This window comes from Aurantiacibacter sp. KMU-128, from assembly GCF_056933515.1.
In genome coordinates this window covers 661,805-679,602 of the sequence record NZ_JBXORT010000001.1, presented here as the reverse complement: position 1 = coordinate 679,602, position 17,798 = coordinate 661,805, and the positions used below count along the sequence as shown (strand labels likewise).

Genomic DNA, 17,798 nt, shown 5'->3' with positions numbered 1-17,798 from the left:
ATGCAGGACGGCTCGAGCGAACTCTGTCGCCCTGCCCACATATATAGCCCAGAGACACGACGACCAGCGGCGGCCCTTCGAATTTGCGCGCCGAACCGAGCCATATGCGCGGTGGGCCGAGCGACAGAGCCCCCCCCTGTCGCTTCCGGATCTCAGACACCAATCAGGGAAGTGAGAGGAAATCGGATCGCCGATAGGGCTTGACCATCTCCGCTAGCGCAGGCGGAGCGAGCACCTCGACACTCGAGCCCCAGGAATAGAGGTGCCAGGTCATCTCGAGATGGCCCGAGGCGATGAAGCGCACGATAAGGGAACCATCCTCGCACTGTTCCGACGTCTGGGTCGGATGGAACAGGAAGCGGCTGGCGCGCTCCGCCGCTTCGGGCGCGAAGCGCCAAACCACTTCGCCGAACTCCGCATCATTGTGAAATGAACCGAAGGCGCGGCTGGCATGGGCGCGAAGATCGAAATCGGCCGGATAGGTAAAGCTCGACGCCAGAACCTCGGCCTCGCTGATGTCTTCGACGCGGTAATGGCGGAAGCGCCCATCCTTCTTTGCCAGATCCCGCCCAACCAAATAGCGCCGAGCGCCCAGCAAGAGCCCCAGCGGCTCGATTGTGCGCCAGCTTGCCTCGGCGTCGCCGCGGCTGCGGTAGGCAAGCCTGAGATGAAACGGACCCTTCAGGGCTTGTGAGATCGCGCGATCGACCTCCGCTGCCACGGCAGGCTGGGGGCCAGGGCGCGCAGCATAGCCGAGGGCTTCGAGCAGGGCCTCCTCGTCAACCGCCAGGCGCCAGCCGCTCTCCGGCGGGATCAGCGCCCTGACCTTGCGATCGAGCCTCGCCAGCCGCTCGGCTTCCGCAACGAGACCGGTTCGGCGAAGCTCGCCGACCGCGGTGGTCATGGCCGCCAGCTCATCGGCAGACGGCGACAGCAACTGCGCGATCGCGCGAGCCGGAACCCGCCAGTAGTGGCGCCGATCTCCTTCATCGATCCAGTGCTCGGTTGCAGGAAATGCCTCCTCAAGGGCGCCGATCATCCGCTGCGCTGTTCGGCGCACACAATCGAACTCGGCTTCCACGTCTGCGAGACAAACCCCGCGCCGTGACGTCGCCATCATGGCGAGGCGGAGCAGGTCCACGGCCTTGGAAAACGACATCGCACCTCCATGGGGTGACAGTTTTTGTCGCCCTCGTCCTTCATAACCGATTCGCACGAACAAGAAAGGACCCGACATGGCATTTACCCACCACGCACAGACCCGCCTCCAGCAGCGCGGCATTCCGACCGAAGCTGTTGATGCGCTGCTCGCCTATGGCAACAGCCGCAGGCACCATGGCGCCGATGTCTACTACCTCGACCGGCAGGCGCGTTCGCGGGCCAGGGCAGGCCTCGGACCCCAGCGCTTCAATCGCATCGAGAAGGCTCTCGATTCCTACCTCGTCGTGAGCGACGACGGCGCGGTCATCACGGCTGCGCATCGCTTGCAGCGGCTCAAGTTCTGAAGGGTGCACGCAGTGACCCGCAACCCGACCCATTTCAAAAACTGCATTCTTGTCAGCAATTTGTGGGCGCCGTACTGTCCGCCCCTCACCCGGAAAGTGGAGCGATCCTGAACATGCGCAAGCACAACTCCCGATTGCTTCACTCGGCCTCGGACCTCAACGCCTTCCTTGGCTGCGCGCACGCCGCGGCGCTCAATCTCAGAAAGCTGCAGGCACCCGACTCGCTGCCCGAGCGGGCCGAAGACGACGAAACCATGGTCCTCATCCAGGACGCCGGTCACGCCCATGAGGCAGACTATCTGGCGTCGCTACGTCAGTCGGGTGATGTCGCGGAGATCTCGAGCGAAGGAACGCTCGAGGAGCGCGCAGAGGCAACCCTTGCCGCCATGCGGGCAGGAGCGCTCTTCATCTATCAGGCAACCTTTCTCGATCCGCCCTGGCACGGCTTTGCCGACTTCCTTCGCCGCGTCGATCTCGACACCGACCTCGGCAAATGGGGCTACGAAGTCATCGACACCAAGCTGGCCCGCTCCCCTGACCCCAAGCATGTGATCCAGCTGGCGCTCTATTCGAAGATGATTGCCCGGGCGCAGGGAAAGCCGCCGCACGCGATGCATCTGGTCCTTGGCGACGGCACGGAAGCGAGCTTCCGCCGCGTCGAGTTCGAGCATTTCGTCGGTGCGGCAAGCGATCGCTATCTTTCCTTCATTGATGAAGGCGCAGAAGGGTCGCGTCCTGAACCCTGCAAGGCCTGTTCGCTCTGCGGCTGGCGCGACGTCTGTGCCGCCCAATGGGAGGAAGAGGATCACCTCCACCAGGTGGCAGGGATTCAGTCGACGCAGATCGACAAGCTGCGCGCGGCCGGCATCGACACCGTTGCTGACCTTGGCGCGCTCCCGGCAGGCACGCAGATTCCCCGCCTCGCCCCGCGCACCTTCGAGCGCCTGCGGGCGCAGGCAGCCCTGCAGGTTGCACGGCGGACTGGCGAACCGAGAACCGAGCCACTGCCAGTCGAACCGGGCCGCGGCTTTGCCCGCATGCCCGCGCCGAGCCCCCACGACCTCTTCTTCGACCTCGAGGGTGATCCACTCCATCCCGATGGCCTCGAGTATCTCTGGGGCGTACACTATCGTGATCCCTCGGGCGAACCCCTCTTCCGCCATGCCTGGGGGCATGACCGTGCTGCCGAGCGGGCTGCCTTCGAGAGCATGGTCGATTTCTTCACCGAGCACTGCGCGCGCCACCCCGAGGCGCATATCTACCACTACGCGCCCTACGAAGTGACGGTGCTGCGCCGCCTTTCAACCGCCTTTGCCAGCCGTGAGGCGGCGGTCGACAATCTCTTGCGAGGCGAGAAGCTGGTCGATCTCTATTCGATCGTTCGCGGCGCCATCCGGACTTCCGAACCAGATCTCAGCCTCAAGACGCTCGAGATCTTCTTTGCCGAAAAGCGCGGCGAGGATGTCCAGAAGGCCGATCAGTCGATCGTCCACTATCATCGCTGGCGCGAGACCGGCGAAGAGGCACTGCTCGACGGCATTCTTGCCTACAACAAGGTCGACTGCGAGAACACCGAAGGCCTGCGGGACTGGCTGCTGACGCTTCGGCCCGACCTTCCCTGGTGGGCCAAGACCGGTCCCGAGCCATCCCCTGAAAAGAGTGAGGAGGCTCAGCGCCGGGAGGAACGGCTTGATGCGCTGCGCCGGGCAATCACGGTTGGCTCTGCGCCGCCCTCCGACCGTGGCCGCGAGCTTACCTCGCACCTCATCGACTTTCACACCCGCGCAAAGAAGCCCGAACAATGGGCCATCTTCGACCGCTGCGAGCGAGAGGAAGATGAGCTGGTCGATGACGGTGAGTGCATCGGGGCGATCTCGCCCGCGAGCGAGGACTGGCTGCGTCCTGAAAAGCAGTCGATTGTCGCGTCCTATCGGTTCCCGGCGCAGGATACCAAGCTGCGCGAAGGGAAGGAGGCGCTTCACGCACCGACCCGCGAGCGGCTCGGCACCGTCTTTGCCATCGACCGCGAACAGGGCATTGTCGAGGTCAAGCGCGGCAAGAAGGCAGGCAGCGACTTCCCGACCGCAGGCTCTCTGATTCCCGGCTGGCCGCTCGACACCACGCCACTTGAGCTCGCAGTCGAGCGTGTCGCCGAAGCCTGGGCCGCGTATAATCCGGCTGGTCCCAGTGATTCGCGCTACCGGGCGCTGTCCGACATTGTCGAGCGAACCGGTCCTCGGCTCCTCGACTGGCAGGGCGGGACGCTTGTCAGGGACGATGAGACATTGGTCGAGGCTGCGATCGGACGCGCCCTGGCGCTCGATCATTCTGCGCTCTTTATCCAGGGTCCTCCGGGGACCGGCAAGACCCACACCAGCGCGCACATGATCCTCTCGCTGATCGCGGCTGGCAAGAAGGTCGGGGTTTCCTCGAACAGCCACAAGGCGATCAACAATCTTCTCGGGAAAATCGAGGAGGTTGCCGAGAAGGAAGGCGTCCATGTGTTCGGCGCCAAGAAGGTCTCGCCCGGCGATCCGGACAGCTACCTAAACGGGACAATGATCTATGACCTCGCCGACAATGGTGATGTCGAAGAGGGCGGTTATGACCTCATCGGCGGCACTGCCTGGCTCTTTGCCCGCCCCGCCTTCGATCAGCATTTCGACTATCTCGTCATCGACGAGGCAGGGCAGGTCTCCCTCGGCCACCTGCTCGCGATGGGTTCGGCGGCGAAGAACATCATTCTCGTCGGTGATCAGATGCAGCTAGGCCAGCCGATTCAGGGCGCGCACCCGGGCGAAAGCGGTCTCTCGGCGCTAGACTATCTGCTCGAGGGCGCGGCGACGATCGCCCCGGACCGAGGTATTCTTCTCGATACGAGCTGGCGCATGAACCCCTCGATCGGGAGCTTCATTTCAAGAGCCGTCTACGATGGCCGCCTCAAGTCCCATCCCGTATGCGAGCAACAGACCCTGCTCCGTGGTGAAGCAGCGGACCCCACCTTGCCTGCGCACGGGATCCGCATGATCCCGATGGACCACACCGGCTGCAGGCAGGTCAGTGAAGCGGAGGTCGCCAAGACAGTAAAACTGGTCGATGCGCTGCTCGGTACCCGCTTCATCGACTTCGATGGCGAGGAAGGGACGATCGGTCTCGACAACATCCTCGTCGTTGCACCCTTCAACATCCAGGTGAATGCGCTCAAGGACGCGCTTCCCGAGGGAGCCAGGGTCGGTACGGTCGACAAGTTCCAGGGGCAGGAGGCCGAGATTGTCATCGTCAGCATGACGACCTCATCGCCCGATGACCTCCCGCGCCATGTCGACTTCTTCTATTCGAAGAACAGGCTCAATGTGGCGGTCAGCCGCGCACGGGCGCTCGCCATCATCCTCGCCAATCCGAAATTGCTCGAGCTCGAGGCGACCACGGTCGAACACCTGAAGCTCGTCAATACGCTCGCCTGGCTCAATAATGAGGCAAGTAATTGAAGAAGCGACTGGATCGAAACGGAGAAATTTGGAAGATGCGCGCGGGGGTATTTCGCTGGTGACCGAAGACAAGTTCAAGCAATGGATGGCGAGCGAGGGGCTGGTAGCCAGCTCGATCTCGACGCGGATCTCCGATCTGCGGCGGGTCGAGAAGCACTTCGGCGACCTCGACGCAGCTTTCGATCACGATGGCTGCGCCAGCATCTTCGAGAAGCTTACCTATACCGCAGCCGACCAGGCGGCGGGCAAGCCCAACCCTTCGGGGATAGAGATCGAAGGCAATCTCTATGATGGCCTGTCAGGCTACAAGTCTTCACTGACCGCCTATGTCCGCTTCAGGAATAGCGAGACACACACCGGAGCCATGAGCCAGGCCGACCGGATTCGCCAGCATGTGGCCGACAATTACGCGAACCCCGCTCGCCGGAGGGGCGAAGACCGGTTCTCGGTGGTTTCGGGAGATATTCACCGCGACCTTGGGCTCGCCAATGCCATGCCAGCCGTCTGCAGCGCGCTCGACAGCCGCAAGTTTGCCGAGCTGATCGATGGAGAGTTGATCGACCGTGCCGGACCCGCCAATTCCTCGACTGTCCGCTTTACCTTCAGGCTCAATGCCGAAGGCGCTTTCGATATCGCCGCCGCCGAACGCGAATTGAAGCGACGCTACGGTGAAGATATCCCGACCATCAGGGAGACCGGCAACCGCTATATCACGAGCTTTGCTCTGCCCGATGAGCGGCAGGTCGCGCTGGAAAAGGAAGGCCAGTCTATCCGCATCTGGATCGAAGGCAGCAGGGACAACCCGCCGCCTGCAGGTTCCCCGGATTACTACGCCCCCGAACAGGGACGACAATCCAATCTCCCCAGCCGCCTCAAGCACATGCCGCCCGGCGGCGCGCAACCGCGCCAGGTCATCAAGATCACCTTTGCCGATCGGGCGAGCTTCAACCGCGTGCTCGACTGGTACGAAGCTCAAGGATCAGCCGCTGGCACGCTGACTCGCGCCGCGGTTCTCGCCGCAATCCGCGAATGCGAAGAGCTCGGGACCGACCCGTTCCTCGACAAGCATGGCTTCAGGCGGCCAAGAACCTACTGGATTGCCGAGGATGGCAAGTTCTACCCCTGCAAGGCCATCGCCAATGTCGCGCTGCGCGCCGTCGAAGGAGCCGACACCCAGATCCGTGATGCCACCCGTTCTCGCGAGCTCATATCGCGTCTGGAATTCAGCGTCGTCGACAGCCTTGATGAAAGGCTAGATGCAGCCGAGCTCGAGCGCCTTAAGCAGCGCTTTCTCAGCAAGTTTCCTGATTTTGAGCGGGCCGGCTTTGCGGCGAGCGAAGGCGGATATTTCGATGAGGAGCGAGGATATAAGGAAGCCCTGCTTGAGAAGGCCCAAGCAGCGCTGGATGATGAATCCTTGTCCGAAGAAGATCTGGGCGGGCGCTTCCTTGATATTCTGACCGGTCCGCAATCGGGGCTGCTCGGCTGGCGCACCGATGCCCGGATCAGGAGCCTTCGCTCCAGCCATCCAAGGGTTCTTGAGGCCGAGGCCGGAAGCCTGATCCTTTTTGATGACGACCCAGCCGCAGCCCTCGATCGCTTCGTCAAGGCCACCTGGCCAATCCTCAGCGAGGGACAGGACAAGAGCCAGCCCTACAGCGAGAGCCGTAATATCCCCTCGATGCTGCTGGCTCTTGCGCATCCGAAAGAAGCGATGGGGATCAACACGGATCCCCTCTGGCGCGCAGGCAAGGCGCTGACGGGTAAGTCTCCCTTCGGAAACAATCCCCTCAACCAGGACGAATATGCAGCGGTCCTCGACCTTGCCGAGACACTCTTCGAGAAATTCGAGGAATGGGGCTGGCAGCCGCGCGATCTCTGGGATGTCCAGGGATTCATCTGGGTCGTGAGGGAAACCCAGGACGCAGCCCAGCCCGACAACGATTCAGATCACGATGAGACCAGACCCATGTCCAGACCCACCAATCTCATTCTCTACGGCCCTCCCGGGACCGGAAAGACCTACCGGACCGCAAAGGAGGCCGTAGAGCTCTGCGATGGCTCGGCTCCCGATGACCGCTCGGCACTGAAGGCACGCTATGATACGCTCGTCGAGGCTGGGCAGATCGGCTTTGTCACCTTCCACCAGTCATACGCCTATGAGGACTTCGTCGAGGGTCTGCGCCCAGAGACAGGAAGCGGTGAAGGCGATGATGAAGGCGCAGCGGCTGGTTTTCGCTTGGAACCCAAGCGAGGGATTTTTCGGGAAATTTCCGCGCTTGCTCAGCAATCCCGGCGCAATGCCGGCAGGCCAACCGGGCTCGACCTTAGCGGTCGCGAGTTCTTCAAAATGTCTCTTGGCCGGGCGGGCAGCGAAGATCACATCTATGATGCAGCGATCGAAGGGAATTACATCGTTCTCGGCTGGGGCGGCGAAGTCGACTGGTCCGACCCCCGGTATGATGAATACCAGGCCATCTTCGACAAGTGGAATGAGCTCCATCCGGGCACTCATGGATTGGATGGCAACATCTCGCAGCTCTGGCGATTTCGCAGCTCAATGAAGGAGGGCGACATCGTCATAGTTCCGGATGGAAATTCAAGCTTCCGCGCCATCGGCGAGATTGTCGGCCCATATGAATATGCGCCGACAGACGTCCGCGAGTACAACCATCGCAAGGCCGTCCGCTGGCTTCTTGTCCTCGACGAATCCTTGCCCGTCGAGACCATCCATGATGGCAAGTTTACTATGCGCACATGCTATCTGCTGAAGCGAAACCGGATGAAGCTCGAGGCGCTCTCGCGTCTTTTGCCGGGCAATGCTCCGGCTTCCGATGCTTCTCCCGACCAGTTCGTCCTCATCATCGACGAGATCAACCGTGCGAATATCTCCAAGGTCTTCGGCGAGCTCATTACGCTCATCGAGGAAGACAAGCGGATCGGCGGGACCAACCAGACGACCGTCAAGCTTCCCTATTCCGGTGATGTCTTCGGGGTGCCCGACAACCTCCACATTATCGGTACCATGAACACCGCCGACCGCTCGATCGCGCTCCTCGATACCGCGCTTCGCCGCCGGTTCACCTTTCGCGAGCTCATGCCCGAGCCTGACCTGCTCGATGAGGCCGCCGAACGGACAGGTGTGCCCCTGGTTGGACTGCTGCGCCAACTCAACGAGCGGATCGAATATCTCTTCGACCGCGAGCATCAGATCGGCCACGCCTACTTCATGAAATGCCGGACGATCGAAGACGTCCACGAGACGATGCGGCACCGCGTCATCCCGCTCCTCGCCGAATATTTCTACGAGGATTGGAACAAGGTCGCACTCGTTCTCGGCGATGCCGAAGGAGCAGGACGTTTCCTAACACGTACTCAGCTGGCTCCACCGGCTGGTATTCAGTCAGACGGCTTCAGCGAGGATCGCTGGCGCTGGCAGGTTCGCGATCACTTCGACGACAGTGCCTACGACGCCTTTGCATGATCAACCGCACAGTCCTTGAATGGCGCAAGATCCGCTATGGCGACGGGCAAGATGAAATACCCGAATGGGCCGCTGACCGGATCGCCGCAGTGGCGCGCGCCAACCCGCTTGGCGGCGAGGAAGGCGCCCGCATCCTGCAGCATGGCCGGAATGCGCTGCGCGCACAGCAAGTTGTCGGCGTCATCGCTGCACAGGATTGCACCCTCGAAATCCTTCCCAAGATCGACGGACTTGGCGATGGTGACAGCGCGGCAAGCCAGGCGCAGATCCGGCGCAATCTCGTGCACATGCTCGCCGTTGCGCTCGATCTCGATATCGCCGCAGGCCAGATGGCGCGGCTCGGCTGGCAGGATGAGAACCTGCTCGAGGTCCTGATCCGCCTCTTCTGCGACAGGCTTTTCGAAGCCGTGCATCTTGGTCTGCCTCGGCGCTACGTCGCCATGGAAGAAGACATTCCGACGCTGCGCGGGCGGCTTGACGTCATTCGGCAGTTCTCCACGCTGGCTGCAAACCCAGACCGGCTGGCGTGCCGCTTCGATGAATTGTCGAGCGACATTCCGCTCAACCAGATCATGAAGGCCGCCGTAGTCCGCCTGCTGCAGCTGTCGCGGTCCACACACAATCAGCGCAGGCTGCGCGAGCTGTCGTTCGCCTTTGCCGAAGTGAGCGACGTGCCGGTCCAGTCGCTGCGCTGGAACAGCGTGATCCTCGACCGCACCAATGCCCGCTGGAAGGACCTTCTCGAGCTCGCCCGGCTTCTCCTCGGCGAGCGCTTTCAGACGACCACCAGCGGGCGTGGACAAGGCTTCTCGCTACTCTTCGAAATGAACACCCTGTTCGAGGAATTCGTAGGGCGAACGCTCAGGCGCGCTCTTATCGGCACAGGTCTTCAGGTCGATCTCCAGGGCGGAAGGCTGCATTGCCTTGCAGAATTGGGCGAAGACCACGCACCAACAGGCCGACGCCGTTTCATGACAAGGCCAGACATCATCATCCGTCGAGGTCCCGAGCGGGTGATGATCATCGACACCAAGTGGAAGCGCCTCGCGCCATCGATTGACGATCCCAAGCAAGGCGTGAGCCAGTCAGACGTCTACCAGATGATGGCCTATGGCAGGATCTACCAGTGCCTCGATCTGATGTTGCTCTACCCCCACCACCATGACCTGAAGTCGCTCGCAGGCTTTCAGAGTCAGCATTCTGTTGTGGGTAGCGAGGATACACTCGTTGCAGCGACCCTGGACTTGTCTGATCTGAAGACGGCCGCATTGCAGGCCGGAAACCTCATCAGGCCTCAGATCCAATTTGAAGCAGGGGCAATTCCAGACTTGATTTCTCAGGCGCATGGAAGCCAGTTACCTGGCTGAACGGGGTAAGGATTCGACTTCCAGGGCGCCAGTCTTGAAGCCTTTATTCACTTGAGGGACAAATGAACGAGATTCTCGAGCAAATACTCGATCTTTTTTTGGGCGTGCTTGACTTTGTGTACGGTGAACGCTGGGTCGCACCATTCGTCCTGCTGCCAATCATGTTCGCCGCCGCCTTTATCGTCAGGCAGCGAGCAAAGAAGAGGGTGGTCCCCTACCTTGCTGCTGCACGGGAACGGATCGACGCACTGCAGTCGGCTCTAGGGACTGATCGATATCCCGATGCCGAAAGGCGCACCTTTGCCGAGAACTACATCGAGGTCTCGGGCGCGATGGGGACCGAGCAGGAAGGCGCACATAACCTCGTCCAGGCCTGGCGTGAATTTCAGGAATCCATGGTCGATGAGAGCGCCTCACCCGTGCGCAATACCAATCGTCCAAGCGCGTTCTTCAACCGCGCAGCGCCAAAGCTGACCGTCCTGCATTTCGCCTCGAATATCTTCGTCGGCGTCGGTCTTATCCTGACCTTCCTCGGGCTGATCGTCGCACTCAACACAGCAGCGCAGAACATGGGTGAAGACATCACCGCTGCGAAACTGTCCCTTGAACACCTGCTTACCGTCGCTGGCGCCAAGTTCTTTACCTCGGTCGCAGGTCTTGGCGCCTCGATCTGGCTGCGCTTCACCGAATACAATCTCAGCAAGAAGATCCGCCGCGATACTGATCTGATCTGCGAGTTGCTCGAGCGCGGCCTGCTTTATGTCTCTCCGCAGAGGCTCGCCGTCGAACAGCTGGACGTCCTTAACGAGCAGCGCGATCAGCTGAAGTTCTTCAACACCGACGTCGCCCTGCAGCTCTCCGAACGGATCGGCGCCCAGTTCACTCAGGCGATTGCTCCGGTCGCCGCCTCGCTGACCGAGCTCAACGACAACATGACCTCGGTTACGCAGGGCATTGGCGCAGGAGCCCGCGAGGCCATCGAAAAGGTTAGCGGCGAACAATTGCGCGGCCTAAGCGAGACATTGGGAGAACTTCGCGGCAAGCTCGATGCGATCGGACAAACGGTTGGCAACAGTGGCGCCGACGCTGCCAATCAAATCCGCCTGGCAGGCGAAGACTTCTCCAAGGCAGCCTCCGATATCCGTGAAGCCTTCGATCGGCTGGCAGGCCAGGTTGACGGCATGGGCACTCGGATCACCGAGCAGAGTGATGCCGCGCAGGCCGCTCAACAAAAGGCCCTTGCAGACATCCTGGCAGGCATCGAGGACTCACAAGCTCGCTCCAATACCATGCTGACTACGATGCTGACGACGCTTCAGACGGCAGGAAGTGAAGCAGCCGGATCAATCCAGCAGGAAGTGGAGAAGACGCTCAAGAGCGGTGTCGAGGCAAGCGGAGAAACCTTCCGCAAGGCTATCGAAGCCTCGAGCGGCGAATTGCGGGATACCACGAAGAAGCTCAGCGATGCAGTGGGAGAGGCAGCACAACAGGTCGAACGCGCCAGTGTCGGTTTCAGCCAGTCCGGTGAGAAGGCCGCGCAGACAGCCGAGGCCATGCGCAATGTCACTGACAGCGCGAGAACGGTCGCGACGTCGATGAGCGATGCAGCGCAAGGCTTTGCCAGTGCCGCAGGACCGGTTGCCGAAGCTGCGCGTTCCGTTAGCCAGGCAGCAGGCCGCGTTGCCGATACCGTTGAAGCTGACCGGGCGGCCGCAATGGCAGCGCTCACCGAGATGCGCTCACTTGCCGACTCCATCCGCTCAACCCAGCAATCAGCGGAAACCGCCTGGAGCGATTATCGCGCCCGCTTCGAAGGTGTCGATCAGGCGCTTTCCAAGGCGACCGAGAAGCTTGCAGAAACACTCGGCGACAGTCTGACGCAGTTCCGCAAGTTCGCGCAGGAAACCGATCGCGAAATGGCTGCCGCCGTGAGCCGCCTGAGCAATACGCTCACGCAGATCGAGGAATATGCCGAGTCCCTGGATGATTTCGTCGAGGAAACGCGGACCATGCGGGAAGCCGCTGAATGATCTTCGAAGAAGCTCAAGACCAAGCCGTCGAAGAGGAAAACTACTTCGTATCCATGACCGACCTCATGGTCGGCCTGGTGTTCGTGTTCATCATTCTCCTGATGTACTTCGCGCTCCAGTTTCAGGAAGTCACCGAGGAGCTCACCGGCGCCAATCAGACGCGCACCGAGATTCTCGAACAGCTCCAGGAAACCCTCAAGGAAAGAGGCGTCGAAGTCGTCATCGATCGCGAGAACGGAATTCTGCGCCTGCCCGATTCCATTCTCTTCGACAGCGGCCAGAGCCAGCTCAAGCCGGAAGGCAGGACCAATGTCGGCTATCTTGCCGACGCGCTCCGTGACGTGCTCCCCTGTTACAGTCAGGGGATCCCGCGAAGTGCAACTTGCCCGGACAGCCAGCATCTCATCGAATCTGTGTACATTGAGGGACATACCGATAGCGATCGATACGGTGGATCAGGCGCGCTGCGCGACAATTGGGACCTTTCGGTGGTCCGGGCGACAAACACTTTTCGTGCGTTGGCGGAATTCGAACCCGATCTTGTCAGTCTTTGCGCTCCCAAGCAGGAGCGCTGCGAGCCCATTCTCAGCGTGAGCGGATATGGACCTCAGCGTCCTGTGCCAGGATCGCAGGGAAGCGACGAGGCAAGCAAGCAACAGAACCGCCGGATCGACCTTCGCCTCATAATGATGGCACCTGACTCAGGCGAAGCGAGGCAAACCCTTGAGGACAGGCTGACCGACGAATGAGCCACCTCGCCAATCTTGTTGTTGACCCCAAGCTCCTCGTCGCCCGAATGCGCGTAGGCACTACCGAGCCAGAAGAACTGCGTCGCACTGTGGCGCGCATCGAACAGAACGGCAGCACCGGCGCAGGCGAAATCGAAGATGTTGGGGAGCTGCAGCAACGTATCGCGCAATGGGCAACACACTCCTCCTCGGCAACCTTGTCTCGAAGAGATCTCCGGAACGGGTGCCAGGCAGTGCTGCATCCCCCATATCCTCCTGCGGAAGATGAGGCAGTCATCGATCGATTGCTCAGCGAGGTCGAGCGCAACCGGCGACGGGCGGCATTCTTCGCAGTCATCGATGCCTATCTCGATGGCTTCGACAACGAGAGCCCGAGTCTTGCCTCGCTTGCCAGTCGGCTTGAGGCCCTCGCCTCGCGGTGGCCTTGGCGCGAAAACGACAGCTGGCCTGAAAGGATCTCGAGCTTCTCTCTTCTCGACCCCACTCGAGCACCTGAAGTTCTTGCACGCCGAGTCCTCGCCAGCGGAGAAGATCCTTTCAGGGTCTTGCAGGAATCCGGTCTCGACACCGCAGGACGCCGTTTTGGCGGTCTTGCCGAAGCAGCCTTCAGGTTCGCCTGTCATCTCGTCATACGGATGACGGGGCAGGAGGCGGTTTCAGGCCAGCGAACGCTGATCGAATGGGCACGAAACGAGACCGGCGATTTCGGCTATCAGCGAGCCTGGCCTGATTTTGTCGAAGCCAGCCTCACGCCCTGGGAAATCGAAGAGCCAAGTGAAGCCCACAAATCAGCCCTCCTCGATGTGCTCGAGCGCTTCGGAGGCGGCGATCCTCGATCCAACCCAGGACTTTGGCGGACTGTCATGGACCGGGCACCCGGCGCCTACGCCGTTCTCATGCGCTGGCTAACCCGCGCCTCGGTCCTACAGTTTCTCGACATCGTTGATCGGCTCATGCCCGATCGCGCCTCAAGGCTCATGTGGGCTTATCGCCGCGCATTCTGGATGTCCTATCTGCTTAGCGATGGCTCGGCCCCCGGTATCGATGCTGCCTGGGTGGCCTTTGGCGACGAAGGCGCACGGCTGGCCAGAAAGACAGCACGCGAGACCGGCGACAAGTCCTTCAACGCCTTCGGTAAGCAGAACGACAAGTCCCCGCAGCACGCTGCCCTCATCCTCCAGATGGGCGACCTTACGATCGTCGACTGGAGTCACTCGGCCAAATACCAGGTCTGGAAGCGAGGCGACAAAGGCGCACCCCAGCTCTTCAAGGACCGGTATCGATCCGGCGAACTGTACAGCGCGCCGATCCAGGAGAGCCATGTTTCTCCCAAGACCTTCAGCTGGCAAAAGTCGCTCGCCCGGATAATCGAGGGCCACAATTTCTATTCGCCAAAGGCATCGTGGAGACCGCGCGGTGTTTAGGAACCCCTTTCGCAGGAGTGAGCAGGCTCGTTTCGTGTGGCGCGAGGACGGCCACGATCTTGTCGTGTCGCTCGAGCAAGGTGACAAACAGATCCCCTCTGCAGACTGGTCCGCCACTCGCCCGGACACTTCAGGAGCGGTGGCATCGCTGCTGTCGGAGTTCGCTGAGGAGGACCAGACGGCACCAGGAGCCCAGCTGACGGATGCCGACCTGAGGCTCTCCCCGCGCGCTGTGGCCTCGCTCAATGCGAACACGGCAGCCCTTCTGGGCCTGCCGCCGCCAACGCCGCTGGCACTCGATTTGCGCGCGCAGAACCGGATCGACCAGGATGATTTCAGGCTGGCGGTCCGATGGGTCCGCCCCGGCGGACAACCTGTTCGCGCCAAGCGTCGAGGTGCGCTGCTTCTGACCGAGAGCGGACCACGCCGCATTCCAGAACCCCTCTGGTCTCTCCATGAGGCCGCCGAGCCGCTCACCCGGGCACTCGATCGATCCGAGCGCTTCGAGGCGCTCGCACGATTGAGAGAACACTGGCCGGAAGATCCCCAGCTTCCGATCGAGAGCGAAGCCTATCTGAAAGACCTCAGGGTCCATTACGCATCCAGTCTTTCGCTCAAGCTGAAGACACTCACACCTGATCGAACCGAATTCGATCCGGTGCTCTTCAGCGCTCGGTCGGTTTCCGAGGCAGGCGAAAGTGGCAAGGCGCTCGACGAGGAGGCCGACAGCATCCTCGCGCCTGCCGCGCAGCGTCTCTTTGCCCAGGACCGTTTTCGGAGGGAAGCTGCGGCGCGCCCCGTCTATGTCCTTCAGAACGGCGAGTACCTCTTCATCGATCCGGACCTTCGTCCGGCGCTTGATGTCGTGCGCAAGGTTCAGGATGCCCCCGAAGAGCAGCGGCGATCATTCATCCTCAATCCGCGCAAGGTCATGCGCGAGGTGCTCGGAGATGAGCAGGCCGAAGCAATAGATCTCGAAAACCTGTTCATCGACACGGAGCAGTTTTCCGAGCGGGTTGCCGGCGTCGACGTGTGGCGTGCACCGGTGCTCCCCTGGATCGTTCCCTCGCAGAAGAACAAGTGGATCCCCGAGAAGTTCGGTCTGCGGATCGGTGAAGACTATTTCGCCCTTCCTGCGAAGAACGTCGAGGAAGTCACCAGACGCGTTGAGAATGCTGCTGAGGCCGGTGAGCCGGATACGGACGTCGAGGGACTGCTTGAACCGGCCGAAGAAGACGGTCCAGCGCCGCCCACGCGAATTCCCGTCAACGATCAGAGCCGTGCCGCGCTCGCGAGCTTCGCACCGTTCGCGCAAGTGGGAGACCAGTCGACAGAAACCGAGCATCCCAGGGATGAAGATGCGTGGGATGCCGCCACCCAGGGCAAGTTGTTTCTGGTCGTGCACGACAATTTCGAAGAGGTTGAGTACGCACCTCTCGGCGTAACCGAAGCGGTTGAAGAAGAGGCTCTACCACCTGTCGATCCCCCTGACCTGCTCCAGTCTACGCTGAAGTCGCATCAGAAAGAGGGTCTGACCTGGTTGGGACACAGCGCGCTTGCCGGTCGTCCGGGAGCCCTTCTCGCCGACGACATGGGGCTTGGGAAGACCATCCAGGCGATAGCCTTCATGGCATGGCTACAGGAGGAGGCTCGCGCCTCAAGACGCCAGCGCGCACCCTTCCTGATTGTCGCGCCCACCGGCCTTCTCGGTACCTGGCGCACGGAAATCGAGAAGCATCTGCGCGATCCCCAACTGGGCCTTCTTGTCCCCGCGTTCGGCAGCAATCTTAAACTGCTGCGCGACGAAGACAGCTTCGGATCGAGGGATATCGAGACAGGCAAGGCCTCACTCGATGCAGCCAACTGGCGTGACGCCGGGGTGGTTCTCACAACCTACGAAACGCTGCGCGATTATCACTTCAGCTTCGCCCGCACCCGCTTTGGCCTCATCATCTATGATGAGATCCAGAAACTTAAGAATCCCGGCAGCCAGGTGACGCGCGCGGCCAAGGCACTGAATGCAGAGTTCACGCTGGGGATGACGGGCACCCCGGTCGAAAACCGCCTCCAGGACCTCTGGTCCATCATGGATGTCGTCGCCCCGGGGTTTCTTGGCGCCAGCCGAGACTTCGAGAAGCGGCACCCCACCGACAATCCCGAGGCACTGGCAAGGCTCAAGTCTCAGCTGACCGATCCGATCAGAGGGCGGCCACCCTACATGCTTCGGCGGCTCAAGGGCGAAGTGCTCGACGGGATGCCAACGAAGACCGTCCACGCCATCAGGATGGACATGCCTCCGTCACAGGCAAGCGCCTATCGCGATCTCGTCATTCGCGCAGCGGCTGCGGGTGCGGCTGGCAATCTCGGCAAGGGCGGAATGCTGACCACGCTTGCCAACATGCGCGGCGTCTCGCTTCATCCACTCGATCCGCGCCAGGCACCAGAAGATCTTGATGCCTATGCCCGGGATTCAGCCCGGCTCGCACAGACCCTCGCGATCCTCGAGAAGATTGCCGCCGCCAATGAAAAGGCGCTCATCTTTCTTGAGGACCTCGCCATGCAGGAGCGGCTGGCCGGGCTCATTGCGGACCGTTTTGGCCTTGCACGTCGTCCTACGCGGATAAACGGAACCGTCCCAGGGCCAAAACGTCAGGCGCTCGTCGAAGCCTTTCAGGCTCACCCGGGCACCTTCGATGTCATGATCCTTTCGCCGAGAGCCGGTGGGGTCGGACTCACACTTACTGCGGCAAATCACGTCATTCACCTCTCGCGCTGGTGGAACCCTGCCGTCGAGGACCAGGCAACCGACCGCGTCTTCCGCATCGGGCAGACACGCGACGTCCATGTGTATCTTCCCTTGGCGGTTCATCCCGATCCCGATCTCGCGCCATCCAGTTTTGATCTTCGACTCAACGCGCTCATCGAACGCAAGCGCAAGCTGACCCGCGATCTGTTCTTCCCGCCCGATGCAAGCGATGGCGAGTTGGGAGATCTCTTCCGCGAAGTTTCGCTCGAACGCGAAGTGACGGAAGAGGCGCCGAGCGAGGAAAACTCGTCTGGCGCGCCGACACCAGACGGCTCAGATTCCGTTACAACGCTCGCTACCGAGGAAGCCGACAACGGACAGGAGGAGGTGCCGGCAGAGATCGAGGCGGCTACGGAACCCGAGAGCGCGCCCGACGAAAACCAACCTGCCGCAATCGAAGACGATCAGGGCGCTTCAGAGCGTCGGACCCTGTCCCTGCCTCGACCAATCGCAGACGCGCAGATCAGGCTTTGGCGCAGGGGCCCGGGAGAGGAACGCCCAACCGAGGAGATCCTTGCACTCTTCAACGGCCTCCACATCGCAAAGGTCACGATCCGTGACCCCTATGCCCTCGCAACCTATTCCGCGCGGCGCTCGCAGATCAAGTTCCTCCAATCGTTGCGCAGCACGGCTGGCGCGCTCGAGAGCATCCTAATCGAGTATGCTCCCGAGGCCGAAGGGGACCTCGACGACGTCCGCAGCCGCACCCAGTTTGGCTCCGATTATGCCACCAGCTTTGGCGGTTCTGCTCCCCGGCTTGCCCTGGTGCGGCGAAGCAAGAGGGCGCGTGACGATGATTTCCACGATCGCTTCATCGAAGTGAATGTCCGTCATGCCGGAGGCGCCATCAAGCGGCACGAGCTGACCATCGGGCGCGGGGTCGAAGCTCTCTACAATGACCGCAGGCAATGCACCGTGACCTATGCGCCGCCGGGGACTGCCTAG

At 61.5% G+C, this 17,798-nt stretch carries 9 protein-coding genes; 8 read left to right on the top strand and 1 reads right to left on the bottom strand.

Translation table 11 applies throughout. From position 1 onward, the window contains the following. Positions 1 to 163: 163 nt before the first annotated feature. Positions 164 to 1,159: a helix-turn-helix transcriptional regulator gene (locus ACS0VV_RS03440; protein ID WP_483531337.1), complete on the bottom strand. Its 996-nt coding sequence runs from the start codon at positions 1,157 to 1,159 to the stop codon at positions 164 to 166. Positions 1,160 to 1,235: 76 nt separating this feature from the next. On the opposite strand from ACS0VV_RS03440, the gene ACS0VV_RS03435 reads away from it, so the two are divergent. From ACS0VV_RS03435 to ACS0VV_RS03400, 8 genes are all read left to right on the top strand, one after another. Beyond that, complete coding sequence (locus ACS0VV_RS03435; RefSeq protein ID WP_483531336.1) at positions 1,236 to 1,505, top strand: hypothetical protein; 270 nt, start codon at positions 1,236 to 1,238, stop codon at positions 1,503 to 1,505. A 113-nt stretch (positions 1,506 to 1,618) separates the two neighbouring features. Beyond that, positions 1,619 to 4,993: a TM0106 family RecB-like putative nuclease gene (locus ACS0VV_RS03430; RefSeq protein ID WP_483531335.1), complete on the top strand. Its 3,375-nt coding sequence runs from the start codon at positions 1,619 to 1,621 to the stop codon at positions 4,991 to 4,993. Between the two features lie 58 nt (positions 4,994 to 5,051). Continuing rightward, positions 5,052 to 8,477 (top strand): ScoMcrA-related endonuclease, encoded by a 3,426-nt coding sequence (locus tag ACS0VV_RS03425; protein WP_483531334.1) that lies wholly within the window; start codon positions 5,052 to 5,054, stop codon positions 8,475 to 8,477. Then, the gene (locus tag ACS0VV_RS03420) at positions 8,474 to 9,844 is read left to right on the top strand and encodes an McrC family protein (RefSeq protein ID WP_483531333.1); all 1,371 of its coding nucleotides are present in this window, start codon (positions 8,474 to 8,476) and stop codon (positions 9,842 to 9,844) included. The genes ACS0VV_RS03425 and ACS0VV_RS03420 overlap by 4 nt, the downstream gene beginning before the upstream one ends. A 62-nt stretch (positions 9,845 to 9,906) precedes the next feature. Further along, entirely contained in the window at positions 9,907 to 11,874 is a 1,968-nt protein-coding gene (gene zorA / locus ACS0VV_RS03415) for an anti-phage ZorAB system protein ZorA (RefSeq protein ID WP_483531332.1), read from the top strand. After that, positions 11,871 to 12,623, top strand: a complete 753-nt coding sequence (locus ACS0VV_RS03410; protein WP_483531331.1) for an OmpA/MotB family protein — start codon at positions 11,871 to 11,873, stop codon at positions 12,621 to 12,623. The genes zorA and ACS0VV_RS03410 overlap by 4 nt, the downstream gene beginning before the upstream one ends. Continuing rightward, positions 12,620 to 14,047, top strand: a complete 1,428-nt coding sequence (locus tag ACS0VV_RS03405) for an EH signature domain-containing protein (protein ID WP_483531330.1) — start codon at positions 12,620 to 12,622, stop codon at positions 14,045 to 14,047. The genes ACS0VV_RS03410 and ACS0VV_RS03405 overlap by 4 nt, the downstream gene beginning before the upstream one ends. Positions 14,048 to 14,081: 34 nt before the next feature. Then, the gene (locus ACS0VV_RS03400; protein ID WP_483531329.1) at positions 14,082 to 17,798 is read left to right on the top strand and encodes a DEAD/DEAH box helicase; all 3,717 of its coding nucleotides are present in this window, start codon (positions 14,082 to 14,084) and stop codon (positions 17,796 to 17,798) included.